We start from the raw sequence: 22822 nt of genomic DNA, 5'->3' as shown, positions 1-22822 counted from the left end.
TTCCTGCCCCCGGCTCGCAAAACTCTTCATGACGGTTCTGTGACAGTTACGTGACAGTGACCGATTTCGAGGCCCCTTATTTCCATCCCGCCCGGTCGAAAATCCGCACCGCTTCCGCCTGGTTGCGGCCTAGCGCGCTGGCGTTCAGCTCGTCTTCCTTGAACTCGTCCGTACCCGGAACAGGCGAGACTTCCGTCGCGCCCGGTACGGCGGTGTATTCATGGTTCTTTTCGGTAAAGGCTTTCTGGGCCCAGTCGCTTGTCAGGAATTCGATGAACGCGATGGCGTTTTCGCGGTTGGGCGCATGCTTCATCACGCCTGCGCCGCTGAGGTTCACATGCGTGCCGCGGCCATTCTGATCGGGAAACACAAGTCCTACTTTTTCGGCCGCCGCGCGGTCTTCCTCGCTGCCGGAACCGAGCATCCGTCCCACATAATATGTATTCACCAATGAGACCCGGCATTCTCCCGCCGCAACCGCTCTCACATTCGACGTGTCGTTGCCTTCCGGCTGCCGCGCGAAATTCGCAACGACGCCTTCCGCCCATGCTTCCGCTTCTTCCGCGCCTTCATGTTCGATGATCGAAGCGAGCAGTGAGACGTTGTAGATGTTGGACGAAGAACGCATGCACAGCATGCCTTTGTTCGCCGGGTCTGCGAGATCGGCATAGGTTTCGAGTTTCTCCGGGCGCCCCATCTCCTTGTTGTAGATGATGATGCGCGCGCGCTTGGAAAGACCGAACCACAGCCCGTCGGGGTGGCGCAGATGCGCGGGTACGCGCTCTTCGAGTATCTCCGACTTCACGGGCGAGAAGAGGTTCTTCTCTTCCGCGCGCCACAGCCGTCCCGCATCCACAGTGATGAGCATGTCGGCCGGGCTCTGCTTTCCTTCGCGTTCGATACGCGCGATCAGTTCGTCACTGTCGCCTTCGATGAGATTGACGCGGATGCCGGTCTCCGAAGTGAACCTGTCATAGAGTTCGAGATCGGTGTCGTAGTGACGCGCCGAATAGACGTTCACCTCCTTCGTCTCCGCCGACGCTCCGACAGCTGCGGAGAGGGCGAAAGCAAGAACGAGAATGCCGGCAAGAAGACGAAGCATGGTGCGATCCTTATCGTTGCGAACGATTTTCATTTGCACAATATCCGGGGGATGAGGGAGAAGCAAGTGAGGCAAACCGCCGCTTTCTCGCGGTCACGCCGCAAAAATGAACGTCCCGCAAGGGTCGAAGCGGAGCGCGATGGCGGCGCCGGTCTCGAGCCCCTCAAGCGTCGAGACGCGCGCGCGCAGCGGCTCGAGCATCGGCGATTGTGCGTTCGTCAGCAGCACAAGCCAGTCGCGTCCGAGAAAGCGGATGTCGGCGATGTTGAAGGTTTCCTGGCCGCTCTCCGCCGCCGCAAGCGTCACCGCCTCCGGCCGCACGATCACTTCAACCGCCGTTCCATCGGCGAAATTTTCCGCCGGCACCGGACCATAGGCCGTCACCGCTTCGCCCTTGAACACCGTTGCCGGAAAGCGTTGCGCCTCACCGAACAGCGATGCGACAAGCGCGCTCGCAGGCCGCGCATAGAGTTCTTCCGGCGTCGCGCATTGGGCGATGCGGCCCTTCTCCATCACGGCGATACGGTCGGCAATTTCCATCGCTTCGACCGGATCATGCGTGACGACAAGTGTAATGACGCCAGCCGCTTTCAACGCGCGGCGCGCTTCCTCGCGCAGCGCCCGCCTGCGTGTGACATCGACGCTCGCAAACGGCTCGTCGAGCAGCATGGCGGCGGGTGACGGCGCAAGCGCGCGGGCAAGCGCCACGCGCTGCTGCTGACCGCCTGAAAGCGTATGCGGGTAACGATCCTCGAACCCTGCCAGCCCGACAGAGGCGAGCCGCTCCGCGACCACTTGGCGCGCCTGCTCCTTTGGCCTTCCTGCAAGACCGAAGGCGACATTCTCCGCGACCGTCAGGTGGGGGAACAAGGCATGGTCCTGGAAGACCATGCCGAACGACCGCTTCTCCGGCGGCACGTCGCGCCCGGGCGCCGCGAGCAACGCGCCGCCGAGATCGATGCTGCCTTCCTGCAATGCCTCGAGGCCTGCCGCGAGCCGCAGCAATGTCGTCTTGCCGCTGCCGGAGGGGCCGAGCAGGCACAGGATTTCTCCTTGCCGCGCTTCAAGCGAAACGCCGGACAACACCCGATGGTCGCCGAAACTGTGTCCGACGTTTCGAAACGCCAGGGCCATGAATACCTCGCAAACAGCGCTACACGCTGACACAGCTGCAAATGCGTAGCAAAATTACTTTGCCGCCACGGGCGGTATTTGTCACAACTGCGCTATGTCAGTCACGGAAAAAGATCGGTTTCCCCCCGGTCCGACCATCGGGGAGCGGATGAAGCAGCGTTTCGGCTCCGGCTGGACGGTGGCAGCCCTGGCCGTGGCGCTTGTCGCGCTCGCCCCCTCCCTCACCGTGCTGTGGAGCCTGACCGCGCCCGCCAGCGAGAATTGGGCGCATCTGAGCGCAACCGTATTGCCGACCTATGTGTGGAACACGCTCAAGCTGATGGGGCTTGTTGCCCTCATCACCGCCTTTATCGGCGTCGGCACGGCATGGCTCGTGGTTTCGACGCGCTTTCCGGGGCAGCGCATTCTCAACTGGGCATTGGTGATGCCGCTCGCGACGCCCGGCTATATCGTTGCCTATGTCTATACGGATCTTCTCTCCTTCGCAGGCCCGGTGCAGACGGCGCTTCGCGGCGTGACGGGATGGGGCGCCGCCGATTACTACTTTCCGCCCGTGCGCTCGCTGCCCGGCGCCGCCATCATGCTCGGTCTCGTCCTCTACCCTTACGTCTATCTGCTCGCGCGCACGGCTTTCCAGCGTCAATCCGCGGCCCTGTTCGACGCCGCGCGGATGCTCGGCGCGCGTCCGTGGCGCGCGTTTATCCGTGTGGCGCTGCCCTGCGCCCGGCCGGCCATTGCGGGCGGGCTCGCGCTCGTGCTCATGGAAACGATTTCCGATTTCGGTGTCGTCGATTATTTCGCCGTGCAGACGCTTACCACCGGCATCTTCCGCACCTGGTTCAATCTCGGCGATGCGCTTGCCGCCGCGCAGATCGCGGCATGGCTTTTCGTCTTTGCGCTGGCGCTCGTCTTCATCGAGATGGTGAGCCGGCGTGGCCGTGTCGCCAATCCCTTGTCGCGCGACATGGCGGCACAGCCACGGACACTGAAGGGCGTTCGTGGGTGGGCCGCGCTCATCGCCTGCTCGCTGCCGGTGCTGCTCGGCTTCGTGGTTCCGGCGCTTGTGCTGCTTCGCTATGCGATCCTGGAAGGCGATCCGCTATTCGGCAGGCGGTTCCTCGACTTCGCCTGGAACAGCCTCACGGTTGCAGGCGTTGCGGCCGCACTGACCACGCTTCTGGCGCTGCTGCTCACCTATGGTGAGAGGCTGCATCCAACGAGGTTCAACCGTGTGTCGATCCGGCTTGCGACGCTCGGCTATGCGCTGCCGGGTGCGATGATCGCCATCGGCATTCTCACGCTGTCGACCGATATCGACCGTGCCTTCGGTTCCTTCGCGAACAACCATCTCGGCTTCTCGCCCGGCCTCATTCTCACGGGGTCCATTGCCGGTCTCGTCTTCGCCTATGTCGCGCGCTTTCTCACGGCAGCGTTCAATGCAACCCATAGCGGGCTTGAGAAAATTCATCCGACGCTCGATGCGGCGGCGCGCAGTCTCGGGGCGTCGCCGCGGCGGGTGCTTGGCGCCATCCATGTGCCGCTGCTGCGCGGCGCGTTGGCGAGCGCGGCGCTGATCGTCTTCATCGATGTCATGAAGGAACTTCCGGCGACGCTTCTTCTCCGGCCCTTCAACTTCGAGACGCTGGCGACGCGCACCTACCGCCTTGCCTCCGACGAAAGGCTGGCGGAGGCGTCGACGGCGGCGCTTGCCATCGTGGCGCTCGGCCTCATTCCGACGATCCTGCTCAGCCTGTCACTCTTTCGCAGCAGCGCACGGCGGGGCCTCGTGCCGGTCCACACGGAAAAGTGAGGCATCACGCCGCTCGCACGGTCCGGTCTTGCTTGGAAAACAACCGGCGAGCGGTCAAACTGACATATCGTCATAAATCCGCCTGAAGATGGCATTACTGTCTTCCGTTTGAACCCTTCCATGCCGGAGCCTCAATGCGCCGTCTCTTCCTCGTTTTCATCGCAAGCGCCGTCCTCTCCGCTTCGGCCTTCGCAGAGGAGGCACCGCCGCAGAACGTCGTCATCGCCGCCGCCATCGCCGATCGCTTCGTAGACCGCGTGGAAGCGCTCGGCACCACCTTCGCCAATGAAAGCGTCACCATCACCGCCAATATTTCCGACAAGATCGCCGAAATTCATTTCGACGATGGTCAGCAGGTGGAGGAAGGTCAGCTTCTGGTCGCCTTGCAGCGCGACGAACAGCGCGCCGCTCTCGCCGCCGCCGAGGCCGTGCTGGCGGAGCGGCGCACCGCCTATAACAGGGCGCGCCAGCTCGAAAGCCGTCAATACACGGCGACGGCGCAGCTTGAAGAGCGGCAGGCCGCGCTCCGCGAAGCGGAAGCAAATCGCGACGCCGCCGCCTCGCGTCTCGCCGACCGCGAAATCCATGCTCCCTTTGAAGGCGTTGTCGGCTTGCGTAACATCAGCGTCGGCACTCTGGTCACGCCCGGCACCACCATCACGACGCTGGACGATCTCGATCCGATCAAGCTCGATTTCACCGTTCCCGCCGCCTATCTCTCCACCATTCGCCCCGGCCTCGAAATCGCCGCCACCACATCCGCGCTACCCGACAGGATTTTTCGCGGCGAGGTGCGCAGCGTATCGACGCAGGTGGATCGCGTTTCCCGCTCGATCACGGCGCGCGCATTGGTCGACAACAAGGATCAGGTGCTGAAGCCCGGCCTCCTCATGGTTGTCGAACTCATGAAGAACCCGCGCGAGGCGGTGGTCATTCCCGAGGAAGCCCTCGTGCCGTCGGGCACGCAGAATTTCGTGTTCGTGGTCGCGGGCGATGTGGCTGCGCGGCGCGAAGTCCGCACAGGCGCGCGGCGGCCCGGCGAAGTCGAAATCCTGAGCGGCCTCGCCGCTGGAGAGCGCGTCGTCACGCATGGCACGATGCGGCTGCGCGACGGACAAAAGGTCAACGTCATCCGGGAAGAAGCGCGCGAGCGCGCGCTTGGCCGCGTGCATGACGAAACCACGACAGTCAGATAGCGGAGAGGACCAGCCATGAAGCTCTCCGACGTCTCCGTCACCCGGCCCGTCTTCGCCGCCGTCATCAGTCTTCTGCTGGTCGCTTTCGGTCTCGTCGCCTTCGACAGGCTGCCGCTTCGCGAATATCCCGACATCGATCCGCCGATCGTTTCCATCACGACAGATTACCGCGGCGCCGCGGCTGCCGTGGTCGAAACGCGCATCACGGAACGCATCGAAGAGCGCATCGCCGGCATCGAAGGCATTGCCTTCATCCAGTCGTCGAGCCAGGACGGCCGCTCGCGCATTACCATCGAGTTCAATCCCGGCCGGGATGTCGACGCGGCGGCAAACGATATTCGCGACCGCGTCTCCGGCATCCTCGACGACCTGCCGACCGAAGCCGACCCGCCCGACATCCAGAAAGTGGATTCGAGCGACGACGTCATCATGTGGCTCAACGTCGTGAGCGACCGGATGAATGTGCTGGAACTGACGGACTACGCCGAGCGCCACCTTGTCGACCGCTTCTCGACACTGGACGGCGTTGCGCGGGTCCGGCTCAGCGGCGCGCGCAGCTATGCCATGCGGATATGGCTCGACCGGACGGCGCTCGCGGCACGCGAACTCACCGTCGGCGATGTCGAGCAGGCGCTCAGGGCGGAAAATGTCGAGCTCCCCGCCGGCAATATCGAGTCCACGCAGCGGCAGTTCACGGCGCGTGTCGAGCGGTCCTACCGGACGCCGCAGGATTTCAGCGAGATTGTGCTGGCGCAGGGCTCGGATGGCTATCTGGTCCGCCTCGGCGATGTGGCGCGGATCGAGCGCGCGGCGGCGGAAGAGCGTACGTTTTTCCGCGGCAATGAAGTGCCGATGATCGGCCTCGGCATCATCAAGCAATCCACCGCCAACACGCTTACCGTCACAGACGGCGCCAAGGCCGAAGCCGAAAGGCTTGCACCGACGCTCCCCGAAGGGCTCGAGTTCAAGCAAAGCTTCGACAGCAGCGTCTTCATCGAAGGGGCTATTTCGGAAGTCTACAAGACGCTCGGCATCGCGATCGTTCTCGTCGTCCTGACGATTTTCGTCTTTCTCGGCAGCGCGCGGGCGACCCTGGTGCCCGCCGTCACCGTCCCCGTCTCCGTCGTCGCTACCTTCCTTGTGCTCTATATTTTCGGATTCTCGATCAATCTCCTGACCCTGCTGGCGCTGGTGCTTGCCATCGGCCTTGTCGTCGATGACACGATTGTCGTGCTGGAGAATATCTACCGGCGCATGGAAGAAGGCGCGACGCCGCTCGTCGCCGCCTATCGCGGCGCACGGCAGGTCGGGTTTGCCGTCATCGCAACCACGATCGCACTCATGGCGGTATTCGTGCCGCTGACCTTCATCGAAGGCGAGGTCGGCCGGCTGTTCTCCGAATTCGCGATCACGATGGCCGCTGCCGTCGGCTTTTCGAGCCTTGTCGCGCTCAGTCTTTCGCCCATGCTCGCATCGAAAATCCTGAAGCCGACGAGCAATCACACGAAATTCACTATCGTTGTGGACAATGCGTTCGAGCGGACAAAGGCGCTATATGCACGCGCGCTTGAGCGGTCGCTCATGCGCCCTCTTCCCGTCTTCGCCGCCTTTGCCGGAATGCTGCTTCTTGCTTACGGTCTCTTCAGCATCATTCCCTCCGAATACGCGCCGCGCGAAGACCGGGGCACATTCTTCGTGATGGTGAATGCGCCGGAAGGGTCTTCCTACGCCTATACCGAAGCCTATATGACCGAAATCGAAAAGCGGCTGATGCCGCTGGTCGAGGACGGAGAGATCAGCCGGCTTCTCGTTCGCGCGCCGCGCTCCTTCGGCAACACCGCATCCTTCAATGACGGCATAGCCGTGATCGTGCTCGAGGACTGGTCGGTGCGCCGCTCGGCCTGGGATATCATGAACGATATTCGCGCGCGCACCGGCGATCTGCCGGGCGTCACCGTATCGCCCGTGATGCGCGCCGGCTTTGGCGGCGGCACCTCCAAGCCGGTGCAGTTCGTGATCGGCGGCGGCACCTATGAGGAGCTTCGCGAATGGCGCGACATCCTGCTCTCCGCCATAGACGAGGACAATCCGGGCCTGATCAATATCGATCACGACTACAAGGAGACGAAGCCGCAGCTGCGCGTGGAGATCGACCGGAACAGCGCGGGCGATCTCGGCGTGACGGTTGAAAATGTCGGACGCACGCTCGAAACGATTTTCGGCTCGCGGCTCGTCACCACCTATATCGAGGATGGCGAGGAATATGATGTCATTCTTGAAGGCGAGCGTTCGGCTCAGCGTACGCCGAGCGACATGAGCAACATCTTCGTCCGTTCGGAACGCTCCGGCGACCTCGTCCCCCTCGCCAATCTCGTCACCATCAGCGAGATGGCAGGCCCGGCGAGCCTGAACAGGTATAACCGGGTGCGCTCCATCACCATCGAAGCGGATCTTGAAGACGGTCTTACGCTTGGCCAGGCTCTCGACTATCTGGAAGGGCTGGTTCAGGAAGAGCTGCCACCCGGCGTCACCATCGACTACAAGGGTCAGTCCCTGGACTTCGTGGATTCCGGCAGTGCGCTCGGTTTCATTTTCATCCTGGGCATCGTCGTGGTCTTCCTTGTGCTCGCGGCGCAGTTTGAAAGCTTTGTGCATCCCGTCGTCATCATCTCCACGGTGCCGCTCGCGATCACGGGCGGACTGCTCGGCATCTGGCTTACCGGCGGAACGCTCAATCTCTACACCCAGATCGGCCTCATCATGCTGGTCGGCCTCGCGGCCAAGAACGGCATTCTGATCGTCGAATTCGCAAACCAGCTTCGCGACGAGGGGCAGGACTTCCGGGAAGCCCTGGTCGGGGCGGCGGGCATCCGCCTGCGGCCCATCCTCATGACCGCGATCACCACCGCGGCGGGCGCCATTCCGCTCATTCTCTCTTTCGGCCCCGGCGCCGAAACAAGGGCGGCGATCGGCGTGGTCATATTCTCCGGCATCATTGCGACGACCGCCTTCACGCTCTTCGTGGTACCCGTCGCCTATCAGGCCCTTGCCCAGCGCACAGGCTCGCCGGGCGATACGAAGCGGCGGCTGGAAACCGAGATGGACCATGTCGACAGGGGTGGGCTCCGCCCACGGCCCATGGAGGGCGCGGAATAAATCCACCCGCCTTGATTTTCCTTTTCCGCGACCAAGATCACTTTCATGGACTGGAAAGCAGCAAGGCGGGACTATCTGACGCGGCCCATTTTCGGCTGGGCGAAGGGCGTGCTGCCCAGCATGTCCGACACCGAGCGCGAGGCGCTTGAAGCGGGCGATATCTGGTGGGAGGCCGATCTTTTCACCGGAAATCCCGATTGGCAGAAGCTGCTGGATACGCCGAAGCCACTGCTCTCTCAAGAAGAACAGGCTTTCATGGATGGGCCCGTCGAAGAGCTGTGCGATATGCTCGACGACTGGAAGATCACCTGGGAAGACGGCGACCTGTCCCCGGAGGCCTGGGAGTTCATCAAGGCCAACCGTTTCTTCGGCATGATCATTCCGAAGCAGTATGGCGGGCTTGAGTTTTCGGCCTTCGCGCATTCCGAAGTCATCCGCAAACTGTCGAGCCGCTCAGCGGCCGGCGCCGTTACTGTCATGGTGCCGAATTCCCTTGGGCCCGGCGAACTTCTGATGCAGTTCGGCACGGAGGCGCAGCGCGAGTACTGGCTGCCCCGCCTCGCACGAGGCGAAGAGATACCCTGCTTCGGCCTCACGAGCCCCGATGCGGGATCCGATGCCGCCTCGATGGTGGATAGCGGCGTGGTCTGCCGGGGTGTTTTCAACGGCGAGGAAGTGCTCGGCATAAGGCTCAACTGGCACAAGCGTTATATTACGCTCGCGCCCGTCGCGACCGTTCTCGGTCTTGCGTTCAAACTGCGCGATCCGGATCACCTTCTCGGCGAAGAGGAAGAACGCGGCATTACCGTCGCGCTTGTCCCAGCCGGTCTCGAAGGCGTTACCACCGGACGGCGGCATCTCCCCTCCTTCCAGATGTTTCAGAACGGCCCCACGGAAGGCAAGGACGTCTTCATTCCGCTCGATCATGTGATCGGCGGCGCCGAGCAGGTCGGCCAGGGCTGGAAAATGCTGATGTCCGCGCTGGCGGCGGGGCGAGGGATTTCCTTGCCGTCGCTCTCGGCGGCGGCCGCCGCATTCTCCGCCCGCACCACCGGCGCCTATGCGCGGGTACGGGAGCAGTTCAATCTTCCCATCGGCAAGTTCGAAGGCGTGCAGGCGCGGCTCGGCCATATCGCGGGCACGGCCTATCTGCTCGATGCAGGCCGCAGGCTCACCTGCGCTGGATTGGACGAAGGCCGCAAGCTGGCGGTCATTTCGGCGATCATGAAGATGCAGGCAACGAACCGGATGCGCGTTGCGGTGAACGACGCGATGGATATTCATGCCGGCAAGGCCGTGATCGACGGTCCGTCGAACTATATGGGTAATCTCTATCGCGCAGTGCCGGTCGGCATCACCGTCGAAGGCGCGAATATCCTGACGCGCAATCTCATTGTCTTCGGCCAGGGCGCCATTCGCAGCCATCCCCATCTGCTGAAGGAGATGGAAGCCCTCGGCATCGAGGATCGGGACGAAGCACTCGGCCGTTTCGACGAGGCCTTCTGGCGCCATGTCGGCCACAGCATGAAGACAATGGGCCGTGCCTTGCTTCGCAACTGGACAGGGGGGCTTTTATCGCCCGCACCCCGCGCGGGAAAAGTGCGCCCTTATTATCGCCAGCTTTCGCGTCATGCCGCCGGCTTCGCGCTTGTCGCCGATCTGGCGCTTCTGACGCTGGGCGGCGGGCTGAAGCGCAAGGAAATGCTGTCGGCTCGGCTCGGCGATATACTGTCCGAGCTTTACCTGATGTCCGCCGTGCTCAAGCGTTGGGAGGATGACGGCCGGCAGGTGGACGACCTTCCCCTCGTTGCCTATTGCATGGAGGAGAGTTTCGCGGCCATCGATTCCCGTTTCGCGGAGATCTTCGCGAACCTGCCGAACCGTTTCGTGGCTGTCATCGCCAAGCTCATCGTGCAACCGCTCGGCCCCCGCAGGCGCGGACCGAAGGACAAGCTTGCGATGCGTTGTGCCGAACTTCTGCTTGCGCCTTCGGCCACGCGCGACAGGCTCACCTCGGGCCTGCATCTCGGACGGAGCGGCGATCCCGTGGCAAAGCTCGAGAAGGCATTCAGCCTTTCGGTCCTCACCGAGAAGGCGCGCGAGAAGATGCGGGAAGGCGGGACGGACGATCCGGAAACGGCGCTCGCAGGCGGCCGGATAACGGCCGAGGACGCAGCCATGATTGCGGAATTGCAGGCTGTCGTGGCTGAAGTGATCGCGGTCGATGATTTCGCTCCGGAAGAGCTCGCCCTGCACGGCACGGCCGTAAAGGACGAGGATGCAGACGAGCCGTTGACGCGGCGTGCCCAAGGATAGAACCATCCGCATGGAGAGTGCTGCGCCGGGGTGAGGGATACGCTATCCTCGCACTCCTCTTTTGAAATCCGGTGGCGTTTGGTGGCTTCCTCACACATGAAATTTGAAGACGCCACATCATTGGCGGACGCGATCCTTGAACGGACGGGCAAGAAAGTTGTGCTCGCCTTGCCGCTCGGACTTGGAAAGCCTGTTCACCTCGCCAATGCGCTTGTCGAGCGCGCGATTGCCGACCCCTCGATTTCACTGCGTATCTTCACCGCTCTCACGCTGGAAGTGCCGCAGCCGTCGAGCGATCTGGAACGGCGCTTCATGGGGCCGGTTCTTGAACGCCTCTTCGGCGGCTACCCAGGCCTCACCTATGCCAAGGCTCTTCACAAAGGCACCTTGCCGCCGAATATTCAGGTGAACGAGTTTTTCATGCTCGCCGGGCGCTGGCTCAATTCGCCACGGCAGCAGCAGAATTACATTTCAGCGAATTACACGCATGCGCTTCGCTACATACTTGAAACGGGCGTCAACGTGGTCGCGCAGCTCGTTGCGCCGTCGCAAGCGCGAGACCGCTTCAGCCTGAGTTGCAATCCGGACATCTCGCTCGATCTTCTGGCCGCGCGGCGCGAGGGTCGGGCGAATTTCATCGTGGCGGGCGAGACCAATTTCGACCTGCCCTATATGGGTGGCGAAGCGGAAGTGGAGGCAGGCGAGTTCGACTTCCTGCTCGACAGTCCTTCGTTGCAATATCCGCTCTTCGCGCCCCCTCGGGAACCTGTGTCGTCCGCCGATTACGCCATTGGTCTTCACATAGCCGGGCTGATCCCGGATGGCGGCACATTGCAGATCGGTATCGGCTCCATCGGCGATGCGATCGGCAAGGCGCTCGTCCTGCGTCATTCGAACAATGCCGCCTTCTCCGCCATCGCCGATCAGTTGCGCGTGAGCGGGACGGAGCGCGGGCCTTTCGAAGCCGGTCTTTATGGTGCGAGCGAGATGCTGGTCGAAAGCTTCATCGACCTGATGGAAGCGGGCGTGCTGAAGCGCGAAGCCGGCGGAAAACTTATCCACGCCGGCTTCTTCCTCGGCTCGCGCGCCTTCTACGAGAAGCTCCGCGCCATGCCCCAGGAGATGCGGGACAAGATTGCGATGGTCCCGGTGGCCTATGTCAACGATCTCCACGGCGATGAAGAGCGAAAGCGCGCGGCGCGGCAGAAAGCCCGTTTCGTCAACACGGCGATGATGGCAACGCTGACTGGCGCCGTCGTCTCTGACGGGCTCGAAGACGGTCGCGTGGTCAGCGGCGTCGGCGGCCAGTACAACTTCGTCGCTCAGGCTTTCGCGCTCGAGGATGCCCGGTCGGTCATTGCGGTGCGCGCCACCCGCAACAAGGACGGCAAAACGGCGTCCAACATCGTCTGGTCCTATGGACACATGACGATTCCTCGACACTTGCGTGACGTTATCGTGACGGAATACGGCGTGGCGGATCTCCGCGGGAAAACGGATGGCGAAGTCGTCGCGGAAATGCTGTCGATCGCCGACTCCCGCTTCCAGCCGGAATTGCTCGCCCAAGCCAAAAAAGCGGGAAAAATCGCGGAAAACTACCAAATTCCGGCTTCCCACACGACTAACCTGCCGCAGCGGATCGACGCCGCCCTTGGCGATGCAAGGGCACAAGGACAATTGCCGCTCTTCCCCTTCGGCAGCGATTTTACCGAAGAAGAACAAAGGCTTATGCCAGCCCTCGCGAAACTGCGCGGTGCGTCCCGCAGCGACCTCGCCCGGCTCGCCCTCGCCGGCGGCCCCGAACAGGCGGAGGAAACAGCCCTGCTCGAGCGCATGAAACTCGCCACGCCTACCAGCTTCAAGGAACGGCTTTACAAACGCCTTCTCCTCGCTGCGATGGCGCAGACCGGGCAATAATCACAGAATTCTTCGTGAAAATAGTTCCGCGCACTTGATTGGCGTCCCGCCGCATCCCCACTTAAAACGGGACTTGCGTGCAGGGAGGGTGAATTTTTGCGGAGTTCCGTCCTAAAAGCCCGGATTTACCCGTGTTACCGCCATGCCGCATCGCACAAAAAACGGTGCAAATTGCGCCGCTTGCCGCGAGGTCCCCTTGGCAACCCGAAGTGCTCTCCATATATAGGCCCGATATATCGATCCAATATAGTCCCATCGGCCCGGCCAGCTGGGAACAAGGACAGCCTTTCCATGCAAGTGACCACGCTTTGCCTCGGCGCCCTGGTCTTCGGCGAAGCCACTGGCTACGAGATCAACAAGATGTTCGAGGATGGCCCCTTCAGCCATTTCCTCGACGCGAGCTATGGCTCGATCTATCCCGCGCTCACCCGGCTTACCGAAGAAGGTCTCGTTACTTGCAAGGCGGAACCGCAGGAGCGGCGTCCGGACAAGAAAATCTATTCGCTGACCGAAAAGGGGCGAAAGAGCCTCAGCGAAGCGCTGCAGCAGACACTGGCGCCGGACAAGTTTCGTTCCGAATTCCTGTTCACCGTTCTCTTCGCTCATCTTCTGCCGCGGAGCCGCGTCCGCAGTCTGGTCGACCAACGCCTGGCGGCGATGAAAGAAAAAGTCGAGGAAATGGCGCAGCCGGATGAAGGAGATACCCCCGGCATGGACTTTGCCCGGCAATATGGCCTGGCCGTCTACAGCGCCTCCATTCAATTCCTGGAACACCACAGACACCTGATCGAAGAGATCGCAACCGAAGAAGAAGCCCATGTTTGAGCGGCAAAAAGATTTCGCGACGAGGATCACAGGCGGCCGTCTCCACAGGTCGCATTTCATCGCCATCGGCATCGGCGTCGCGATCGCACTATGGTTCCTGACCGGTCTTTTCACCGGCGCGGATAGTTCGGACGGGTCACTGACAGTCGCCGAGCAAGAGCAGGCCGGCAGCACAACACCTCGTGTACGCGTCATGGAATCCACTGCGACGTTGCGGCGCGGCGCCGTGATCATTCGTGGCCGTACTGCTGCCAAACGTGCGGTTGAAGTGCGTGCCGAAACGCAAGGAACCGTAGCCGAACTACCGGTTGAAAAGGGGGCACGCGTCAAAAAGGGCGATGTGCTCTGCCGGATCGCCCTGAACGCGCGCGACGCCCAGCTTTCGGAGGCGCAAGCGCTGGTGACACAGCGACGCCTCGAGTATGACGCTTCGCGCCAGCTGGCCGAAAAGGGTTACCGGGCCCCGACTGTCGCTGCCGGATCGAAAGCTGCCTATGACGCCGCGCAGGCGCGCCTGAAGCAGATGAAGGTAGAGGTCGACCAGACCAGGATATTGGCTCCCTTTGACGGCATTTTTGACGACCGTCCGGTTGAAGTCGGCGACTACATGCGCGTCGGCGACGTCTGCGGTCTTGTGGTGGAACTCGACCCGCTGCTTGTGATGGGGCAAGTGTCCGAGGATCGCGTTGGCGCGCTCCATATCGGCGCACCCGGTACCGCGCGCCTCGTTACCGGCGAAACGGTGGAAGGAAAAATCCACTTTGTTGCGAAGACGGCCGATCCTGCGACCCGTACATTCCGCGTGGAGCTTGAGGTCCCTAACCCAGACTTCACGATGCGAGCCGGAGTTACCGCGGAAATCATTGTGCCCGGGGGAGAGGTGCTCGCGCACCGCATTCCGAGTTCCGTAATCGCGCTTGACGATAGCGGCGTGATTGGCGTGCGCGCCGTGGATGACGAAGGCCGCGTGAAGTTTCATCGTGTGCAGCTTATCGACGATACGCCTCAGGGCCTGTGGATCGCAGGCCTGCCGCAGACGGTAACGGTCATCACCGTGGGGCAGGACTATGTGAAGGAAGGCCAGAAAGTTGAGGCCATACCCGCGAACCAGGTCGGAGCAGCCCTTTGAATTCTCTCATTGAAGCCGCGCTGAGCCATTCCCGCACCATCATGACCAGCATGGTTCTGCTGGTCGCAGCGGGTATCATTTCCTTCATTTCCATTCCGAAGGAAGCGGATCCGGATATTCCGATTCCGATTTTCTATGTCTCTATCGTTCATCAGGGCATCTCGCCTGAAGATGCCGAACGGCTTCTCATCCGACCAATGGAAACCGAACTCCGTTCGCTTGAAGGCCTGAAGGACATAACCTCCATTGCCTCGCAAGGGCATGCCGGCATCCTGCTTGAATTCGACGTGAATTTCGACAAGGACGCCGCCCTGCAGGACGTACGAGAGAAAGTCGACCTTGCGCGTGCTGAACTTCCGAGCGACACGGATGAACCTATTGTCCGCGAGTTCAACACTGCGCTCTTTCCCGTTCTCATCGTGACGCTTTCAGGAGATGTGCCTGAACGCGCCCTTTATAATGCCGCCCGAAAACTGAAAGACGAGATAGAAGCGGTTCCGACCGTGTTGCAGGCTGAACTTGTCGGTCATCGCGAAGAGCTTCTCGAAGTTGTTATCGATCCGGCAAAGCTCGAATCCTACAACATCTCGCAAAGCGAACTTATCAACATCGTGTCGCTCAACAACCGGCTGGTAGCGGCGGGCAACATCGACACAGGTCAGGGCCGCTTTTCGGTAAAAGTGCCGGGACTTTTCGAGACGCGCGAAGACGTTCTCAGCCTGCCAATAAAAGTTTCGGGCGAAGGTGTTGTCACACTTTCCGATATTGCCAGCATCAACCGGACTTTCAAGGATCCGGATGGGTATGCGCGTTTCAACGGCCACCCTGCCATTGCCATAGAAATCACAAAACGCATCGGCACAAACATCATCGACAACAACAACCAGGTACGCGAGGCCGTCGAGAAGTTTACCGAAGGATGGCCGGAAGCCATTCATGTCAACTATACGCTCGATGCGTCCAGCTGGATTTTCCGGGCCCTCGGTTCCCTGCAATCGTCAATTACCACGGCCATCATTCTGGTGATGATCGTTATCGTCGCAGCACTTGGTTTGCGTTCGGCAATGCTGGTTGGCATCTCGATACCGACATCGTTCATGATCGGTTTCTTCTTCCTCGCGTCCGCCGGCTACACGATCAACATGATGGTCATGTTCGGCATGCTGCTCGCTGTCGGTATGCTGGTCGATGGTGCCATCGTCGTTGTCGAATATGCAGACCGTAAAATGTCTGAAGGCCTCGACCGCCGCGAAGCCTATACGCTCGCCGCCAAGCGTATGTTCTGGCCTGTCGCTTCTTCGACAGCCACAACGCTCGCCGCCTTCCTGCCGATGCTGCTGTGGCCGGGGGTGAGCGGAAAATTCATGAGTTATCTGCCGATCACGCTGATTGTGGTGCTTTCGGCTTCACTTTTGACCGCCCTCATCTTCGTCCCAACCATGGGAACCTTGTTCGGCAAGGCAGAAACAGAGAATGATGAGGTTCTGAAGCAACTCGCCGCCACGGAGACCGGCGACATTCGCGGCTTGCCGGGACTTACCGGCGCTTACGTGCGCCTTCTCGAGAAGCTCGTCTATTATCCGGGCCGCGTCATGGCGGCCACCGGTGTCGTGCTTGTCGGCACTATTATGCTTTTCAGCACTTTCAACAACGGCGTCGAGTTTTTCGTCGATACCGAGCCGGAGCAGGCCATCGTTCTCGTCAGCGCGCGGGGAAACCTCTCCGCGCAGGACACATTGGCGCTCGCACGGGATGTCGAAGATATTGTCCTTCGTACGGAGGGGGTGAAAACCGTATTCACCCGCACAGGCCCCGGCCTTGGCTCGGGCTCGTCCGGACGCAACGACGTTCCGAAAGATCTCATTGCGCAGATGATGATCGAGCTCAAGCCTTATGAGGAGCGACGGAAGGGCGCGGTCATTCTCGAGGAGATTCGACAGAACACAAAATCCATTCCCGGCATCAAGGTCGAACTCCGCAAACAGGAGGATGGCCCACCGACCGGCAAGGATATTCAGATCGAGCTCACATCCACCGACTACCAGAAAATGCTCGCCACAACGGCGACGATCCGCCACCACCTCGATACAGAGGTAGATGGCCTTATTGACGTCGAGGATGGGCGGCCCCTACCCGGCATTGAATGGATCATGAGCGTCGACCGTGAAATGGCCGGCCGTTTCGGTGCCGACGTCACCTCGGTCGGTGCAGTCATCCAGCTCGTCACCAACGGCATCATGATCGGCGAGTACCGGCCGGACGATGCTCCAGACGAAGTAGATATCCGCGCGCGCTTCCCGGATGACTACCGCGTTCTCGACCAGCTCGACAGCTTGCGCGTTCAGACTCAGCAGGGTCTTGTGCCAATTTCCAATTTTGTGAGCCGCGAAGCTCAGTCGCAGGTCAGCACGATCGAACGTATCAATGGCTATCGCCGTATCATGGTGAAGGCGAATACCGCCATCGATCCCGCAACAGGCGAAAAGATAAATGTGGACGAGAAGGTCCGCGAAATCTCCGCCTGGATCGCCGATCAGAACATCGACCCTGCCGTGAGAGTCCAGTTCCGCGGCGCCAACGAAGAACAGGCGGAATCAGCCTCCTTCCTCGGCGGCGCGCTTATCGGCGCCTTGTTCCTGATGTTCATTATTCTGCTGACGCAATTCAACAGCTTCTACCATTCGATCCTGACACTTTCGACGGTCATTCTCTCTACCGTCGGTGTGCTCATCGGCATGGTGGTCACTGGGCAGCCCTTCTCCGTCATCATGACGGGTACGGGCATCGTTGCGCTTGCCGGTATCGTCGTAAACAACTCGATTGTTTTGATAGATACATATCAGCGTTTGCGCGAGGATACGGCGGATGCAGTAGAGGCGGTGCTGCGCACCGCAGGTCAACGCTTGCGGCCAATCATGTTGACCACCATAACCACCATGTTCGGCCTGCTGCCGATGGCTCTGCAAATTAACCTCGACTTCGTCACGCGTGAAATCGTCCTTGGCGGGCCCGTGTCGGTCTGGTGGGTGCAGCTGTCGACCGCCATTATTTTCGGTCTCGGTTTCTCCACACTCCTTACTCTCGTTCTGATACCCGTCCTTCTGGCGGCACCTTCCGTTATACGTGCGAAACGAGCAGCACGGCGAGACGGCAACCCCGAATGGCAGATGACCGAACCGACGACACGACGCGCGGCCGAATAGAATTAGATTTCGTTCACGATCGGGTTCGAGAGCAGGCCAACACCCTCGATCTCGACCTCGATCGTGTCGCCCTCTTTCATCCAGAGCGGCGGCGTCCTTGCAAACCCCACCCCTGCCGGCGTTCCCATGACAAGGACGTCTCCAACCTCAAGTGTCATGCACTCGCTGAGAAGCGCGATTGTTTCGTCTACCGGAAAGATCATGTCGCGGGTATTTGCGCTCTGCATTACTTCGCCATTGAGCCGGGACTCGATCTTCAGCCCAGCTGCGCCCGCCGGCAATTCATCCGCCGTCACAAAAGCCGGCCCGAAGGGGCCGGTGGCATCGAAGTTCTTTCCGATCGTCCATTGCGGTGTCCGGCGCTGGTAGTCGCGCACGGATACGTCATTAAAGCATGCATAGCCTGCGACAAAGGTCAGCGCCTCTTCTCTCGCCACATGACGCGGCACCTCGCGGCCGATGATGGCGGCGAGTTCCGCCTCGAAATCGAGCTGGGTTGAGACACGGGGCCGGACAATCGGTATTTGATGTCCGAGCAGCGACGTCGCGCAGCGCATGAAAAAATTCGGATAATCCGGCTTCTCACGTCCGCCCTCCGCAGCGTGGGCCGCGTAGTTAAGGCCGAGACAGATAATCTTTCCCGGCCTTGGCAAGACTGGAAGAAGTTTCAACTCGTCGAGCGGGTATCGCGGGGCGGAAATCGCGGCCTTTCGTGCGGCAGCTAATCCCTCATCGCCCGCAGCGAGAAGCGCGAGAAGCGATGCCGGGGTGCTATCTGAACCGGAGAGATCGGCAACCTCCAAGCCTTCAGCCAGTCCGAGCCTCGCGGTGCCGTTTTTCTCAAAAGTCACAAGACGCATATCAATCTCCGAAAAGCATTGTAGCGGCCAGCTTATTACAGACATCGACGGACGCGAAGCATCGGCGCATTTACAGGGCGACGCCTGGCTGGCAATATTGACATTTGGCGTGTCAATATGATTCCGGGCAAAAGGCCCACTAGTGGTTGGGGAGAGATTCCATGCGGGCAATGCTGGAACAAGTCGTTGCGAGCGCCATAACAAGCGCCCGCCTGCGTACGTTACGTCGGCGAAGGCATGCATTCGTCCGGCAGATACTCCGGCGGCGGCCATTGGTCCGCTTTTTCCATCAGGTTGACGATCCCTATAGCGTTCTCGCTATTCAGGCGGTGCCGCTTCTGAAGGAGCGATATGACATTGACATCGAAGTTCATCCGGTCACCGCTCCGGATATGGCTGCGGCACCGGAGCCAAAGATGCTCGCAGCGTACGGCTTGCGAGATGCCGAGCTTCTCGCGCGGCACACGGGCTTCAGTCTTGACGCGAGCGGCTTGACTGCCATCGCCCCCGCACCCAGCGCCGCCGCTCTCGCGGCTGGAGACGCCCTGCGGAGGAAACTCGGTCATTATCTTGGTGCCACTTTTCACTTCGAAGGAGAGTGGTTCTGGGGTCTCGACCGCTTGAGCTTTCTTGAAGAGCGTCTGGCCCCCTTCCGGCGATCCGATGCGCCGGGCGGCTTCATCGCGCCGCGCCGCGAGATCAAGCTCGAGCCGGTGAGGCGGGCCGAGACGCCACCCCTTCTGGAGGCGTTCATCTCCTTCCGCAGCCCCTATACCTATCTCGCCATCGACCGCCTGGTGAAGCTTGCGAGCCATTATGGCGCCGATTTGCGATTGAGGTTCGTATTGCCGATGGTCATGCGCGGCCTGCCGGTGCCGCTCGCTAAGCGAATTTATATCGTCCGGGACTGCAAGCGCGAAGCCGAACGGCTCGGCCTGCCCTTCGGGCGCATTTCGGATCCTGTGGGGGCAGGCGCCGAGCGCGGCTTGTCGGTGCTCCATCATGCAATCCGCGAAGGGCTCGGGCCGCAGTTTGCGGCATCGTTCCTTCAGGGTGTCTTTGCCGAAGGCATGAACGCAGCATCAAAGACGGGATTAATGCGCATGGCACAAAGGGCCGGCCTGAGCCGGGCCCAGGTCCGGAATGCATTAGGAGATCCTTCATGGCGCGAGGTGGCCGAGGAGAACAGAGAGGCCATGTTTACAGGCGGCGTTTGGGGTGTCCCCGCCTTTCGAGTTCAAGGCGGGGACCTGCTATGGGGCCAGGACAGGCTTTGGGCGATAGAAGATGAACTTCGTGCGGCTTGCGAGAAGGCCTGAGGTTCCCCCTCTAAAGCTGCGAGTGAACTGAACCCGACGGCACAGGCGCTACTTCGGGCAAACCTTCTCGCCGCTTTCGCTTCAGGGAATTTTCGTGAAGATCGACAAGTATGGCGGGCCCTGCACATAGCGCCCAGGTACCGGCGAGGAGAAAAATCGTAATTGCAATCGGATTGACATAGGAGCTTCCGGCCATTGTCATGACAAGCAGGACAGCACCAGATGCAGCTCCTGCCCAGCCGGCGAGCGACCCCCAGATTGCGAGGTTTCCGGTCTTGTCCAGTGCCGCCTGTACAGCCTGAAAATATGGCACGCTGAGTGCCCAGGCAAAGCTCTGAAGCAGCAGCACGACGATGATGATCTCCAGGGAGATTTGTGCCCAAGAGAACAGAACCAGCGCCATGATGTAAATGCCCAGTCCGGCCATCATTGGCCGAAACCGGCCATAACGGTCGCTCAGCAATATCGCCAGGGCTGCTCCCGCAACAGCGCAGAGCGATGCCCATACCGCTACCTGCGAAATTAATCCGCCGGAAGGCTCGGCTATCTGGTCAAAGCGCAACATGCAGCTCCACAGGCCGAACGCCGTGAAGTTGAACACACCGAGGGCAAGCACAGAGAAAACTCGCAATACTTGTGTGCCCCTGACACCCGCTGCGCCTAGCACACGGTTCGCCGCCGGCTTTGCGCCGCCGAGAAACGGGCACAGAGACGCGCAGAAAATGCCGAACAGAAGTAATGCGAGATGCAGGCTGTTCGGGCCTGGATTGATGTCCGGCAGAATAGTGAGCAATGTCACGGCGATGGCCATCTGGATCCCAATATAGATGGCGAACCCTCGAGCGGCCTGTTCATGCGACCCAAACCAACTGATTGTCGCGCCAATTAAGCATCCCACGCCCATCCCTTCCAATGCCCGGAGAGCGCGCAGCTGTGCCACCTCGCTCACTGCAAGAGAGCTGACATCGCCGATAATGGCGAGCCCTACACCTGTAAACGCGACAAGAGGCAACGGCCATCGGGGAGCGAGGAAAAACGACAGGAAGAGACCTACAGCCATCGCCGATATATTGATGCCTGCAATTTCGACGGCCATCTGCTCGGAGATGCCGGGATGCGACGCCCAGCTATTGACGAAGATCGGCAGCGAAGAAACGGCGACCGCCCCATATGCGCCCACAACAGCGACAATGAACAGCTTGACGCTGCGGCGATCAAACCGGGCCCACCATATGTATCGTCGTAGCCTTCCCCGTCCCGCCACCTTAGCCCCCCAATAATCCGCCTCCATATTGGACACCGCGAGCGCCGCCAGCAAGCGGGAGAATTCACCCGCCTTGGCACGGGGAGCCGCAGATAGCCTCAGGAGACCATGGTTGCCGGTGGACGAATTGATAAACTGTCCGCCTTCAGCCGGGGAATCGAGATCATGAAGGTTTTCGACAGATATTTTATCGGCGGTGAGTGGGTGGACGCCCCTTCGCGGGCCAGACAAAAGCTTTTCAACCCCGCGACCGATACGCCTTACGGGGAGATTGCGCTTGGTACGGCGAAGGACGTGGACGCCGCCGTGAGGGTTGCATCGGAAGCCTTTACCAGCTTCTCCGAAACCACGGTTGCCGAGCGGCTGGCCCTGCTCAAACGAATACTCAACATATATGAGCGCCGCCGCCCCGAAATCGCCGGGGCAATCACCGTCGAGATGGGCGCCCCAAGGAGGCTTTCGCGAGAGGCACAAGCTGCGGCGGGGTCAGATCATCTGCGCGCTGCCATAGAAGCCTTGGAAGAGTTTCAAATTGAACGGCCGCTGAGCGGCGGGGTTCTTCGCAGGGAGCCTGTGGGCGTTTGCGGGCTCATCACCCCCTGGAACTGGCCCATGAACCAGATCGCCGGCAAAGTTGCACCCGCCATCGCGGCAGGATGCACGATGGTACTCAAGGCGAGTGAACTGACCCCCATGTCGGCGGTGCTTTTCGCGGAAATCCTGGAAGAGGCCGGCGTCCCCAAAGGCGTGTTCAACCTGCTGCATGGTGAGGGAAGGACCGTTGGCGCGGCGATAGCCACCCATCCGCTCATCGATATGGTTTCGTTCACCGGATCGACGGCGGCAGGTGTTCAGGTCGCGATCAACGCCGCGCCGACCGTGAAGCGCGTGACACAGGAACTGGGAGGCAAATCGCCGAATATCCTGCTGCGCGATGCCGATTTTGACGTCGCTGTCCGCCAGGCGGTCGAAGCCTGCATGGAAAATTCCGGACAATCCTGCAATGCGCCGACGAGACTTATCGTGCCGTCGGACCGTCATGACGAAATCGCCGAACGTGCCGAAGAGGCCGCGAAGGCACTTCGCGTCGGAGACCCGGAGAATGAGGAAACGGATCTCGGTCCCGTCGTATCTCGCGCTCATCTCAAGCGAGTAAGAAATTATATCGAGGTCGGACAGCAGGAAGGCGCTATTTTAATAGCGGGTGGAGCAGAGCCCATCGATGATCTACCGCCTGGCTATTTTGTGAAGCCGACTGTCTTCGCTCACGTCACACCGGACATGACAATTGCCCGGGAGGAAATCTTCGGGCCGGTGCTTTCGATTCTCTCATATGACGATGAGGAAGAAGCCGTGCGGATCGCAAACGATACGCCATATGGGCTTGCGGCCTATGTTTCCTCTCAAGACAGAGAACACGCAATCGCCATCGCGCGCCGGCTGCGCGCGGGGCAAGTCCATGTCAATATGACGATCCCCGGCGCGGATATGCCTTTTGGCGGCTTTCGTCAGTCCGGCAATGGGCGCGAAGGTGGGATTTTCGGCATCGAGGACTTTACCGAGATCAAGGCGATCGCTCTTCCCTGACCCG

At 60.8% G+C, this 22822-nt stretch carries 15 protein-coding genes; 10 read left to right on the top strand and 5 right to left on the bottom strand.

Annotation, left to right across the window (positions count from 1 at the left end; genetic code table 11):
* Positions 1-76 precede the first annotated feature (76 nt).
* Positions 77-1135, bottom strand: coding sequence for a Fe(3+) ABC transporter substrate-binding protein (locus tag PLAV_RS00935; protein ID WP_245545193.1), 1059 nt, complete (start codon positions 1133-1135; stop codon positions 77-79).
* 60 nt (positions 1136-1195) lie between these two features.
* Positions 1196-2236: an ABC transporter ATP-binding protein gene (locus PLAV_RS00930; protein ID WP_011995092.1), complete on the bottom strand. Its 1041-nt coding sequence runs from the start codon at positions 2234-2236 to the stop codon at positions 1196-1198.
* A gap of 148 nt (positions 2237-2384) precedes the next feature.
* Between PLAV_RS00930 and PLAV_RS00925 the strand changes: the two genes are divergently transcribed.
* The 8 genes from PLAV_RS00925 to PLAV_RS00890 all read left to right on the top strand — a co-directional run bounded on the left by PLAV_RS00925 (position 2385) and on the right by PLAV_RS00890 (position 17788).
* Positions 2385-4046 (top strand): ABC transporter permease, encoded by a 1662-nt coding sequence (locus tag PLAV_RS00925; RefSeq protein WP_011995091.1) that lies wholly within the window; start codon positions 2385-2387, stop codon positions 4044-4046.
* 134 nt (positions 4047-4180) lie between these two features.
* Positions 4181-5242, top strand: coding sequence for an efflux RND transporter periplasmic adaptor subunit (locus tag PLAV_RS00920; protein ID WP_011995090.1), 1062 nt, complete (start codon positions 4181-4183; stop codon positions 5240-5242).
* Positions 5243-5257: 15 nt separating this feature from the next.
* Positions 5258-8398, top strand: a complete 3141-nt coding sequence (locus PLAV_RS00915) for an efflux RND transporter permease subunit (protein WP_011995089.1) — start codon at positions 5258-5260, stop codon at positions 8396-8398.
* Between the two features lie 45 nt (positions 8399-8443).
* Positions 8444-10714 carry an acyl-CoA dehydrogenase gene (locus PLAV_RS00910; protein WP_011995088.1) on the top strand — a complete coding sequence of 757 codons (2271 nt, stop codon included), beginning with the start codon at positions 8444-8446 and terminating at the stop codon, positions 10712-10714.
* Positions 10715-10810: 96 nt separating this feature from the next.
* Complete coding sequence (locus PLAV_RS00905) at positions 10811-12631, top strand: acetyl-CoA hydrolase/transferase C-terminal domain-containing protein (RefSeq protein ID WP_011995087.1); 1821 nt, start codon at positions 10811-10813, stop codon at positions 12629-12631.
* Positions 12632-12922: 291 nt separating this feature from the next.
* On the top strand, positions 12923-13456 hold the full coding sequence (locus tag PLAV_RS00900; protein ID WP_041535783.1) for a PadR family transcriptional regulator: 534 nt from the start codon (positions 12923-12925) through the stop codon (positions 13454-13456).
* Entirely contained in the window at positions 13449-14585 is a 1137-nt protein-coding gene (locus tag PLAV_RS00895) for an efflux RND transporter periplasmic adaptor subunit (RefSeq protein WP_011995085.1), read from the top strand. Before PLAV_RS00900 ends, PLAV_RS00895 begins: the two co-directional genes overlap by 8 nt.
* Positions 14582-17788 carry an efflux RND transporter permease subunit gene (locus PLAV_RS00890; RefSeq protein ID WP_011995084.1) on the top strand — a complete coding sequence of 1069 codons (3207 nt, stop codon included), beginning with the start codon at positions 14582-14584 and terminating at the stop codon, positions 17786-17788. The genes PLAV_RS00895 and PLAV_RS00890 overlap by 4 nt, the downstream gene beginning before the upstream one ends.
* 2 nt (positions 17789-17790) lie before the next feature.
* On the opposite strand, the gene PLAV_RS00885 is transcribed toward PLAV_RS00890, so the two are convergent.
* Together PLAV_RS00885 and PLAV_RS19740 are read right to left on the bottom strand one after the other, a co-directional pair.
* Positions 17791-18648 (bottom strand): fumarylacetoacetate hydrolase family protein, encoded by an 858-nt coding sequence (locus tag PLAV_RS00885; protein WP_011995083.1) that lies wholly within the window; start codon positions 18646-18648, stop codon positions 17791-17793.
* Between the two features lie 221 nt (positions 18649-18869).
* Positions 18870-19022, bottom strand: coding sequence for a hypothetical protein (locus PLAV_RS19740; RefSeq protein ID WP_202943990.1), 153 nt, complete (start codon positions 19020-19022; stop codon positions 18870-18872).
* Positions 19023-19064: 42 nt separating this feature from the next.
* On the opposite strand from PLAV_RS19740, the gene PLAV_RS00880 reads away from it, so the two are divergent.
* The gene (locus tag PLAV_RS00880) at positions 19065-19967 is read left to right on the top strand and encodes a DsbA family protein (RefSeq protein WP_202943989.1); all 903 of its coding nucleotides are present in this window, start codon (positions 19065-19067) and stop codon (positions 19965-19967) included.
* 10 nt (positions 19968-19977) lie between these two features.
* On the opposite strand, the gene PLAV_RS00875 is transcribed toward PLAV_RS00880, so the two are convergent.
* The gene (locus tag PLAV_RS00875) at positions 19978-21285 is read right to left on the bottom strand and encodes an MFS transporter (RefSeq protein WP_041535782.1); all 1308 of its coding nucleotides are present in this window, start codon (positions 21283-21285) and stop codon (positions 19978-19980) included.
* A 111-nt stretch (positions 21286-21396) separates the two neighbouring features.
* Here PLAV_RS00875 and PLAV_RS00870 point away from each other — a divergent pair, with 111 nt between their 5' ends.
* The gene (locus PLAV_RS00870; protein ID WP_011995080.1) at positions 21397-22818 is read left to right on the top strand and encodes an aldehyde dehydrogenase family protein; all 1422 of its coding nucleotides are present in this window, start codon (positions 21397-21399) and stop codon (positions 22816-22818) included.
* Positions 22819-22822 lie beyond the last annotated feature (4 nt).

The sequence above is a fragment of the Parvibaculum lavamentivorans DS-1 genome, from assembly GCF_000017565.1.
GTDB lineage: Bacteria > Pseudomonadota > Alphaproteobacteria > Parvibaculales > Parvibaculaceae > Parvibaculum > Parvibaculum lavamentivorans.
This window is presented reverse-complemented; position numbering and strand designations above follow the sequence as displayed.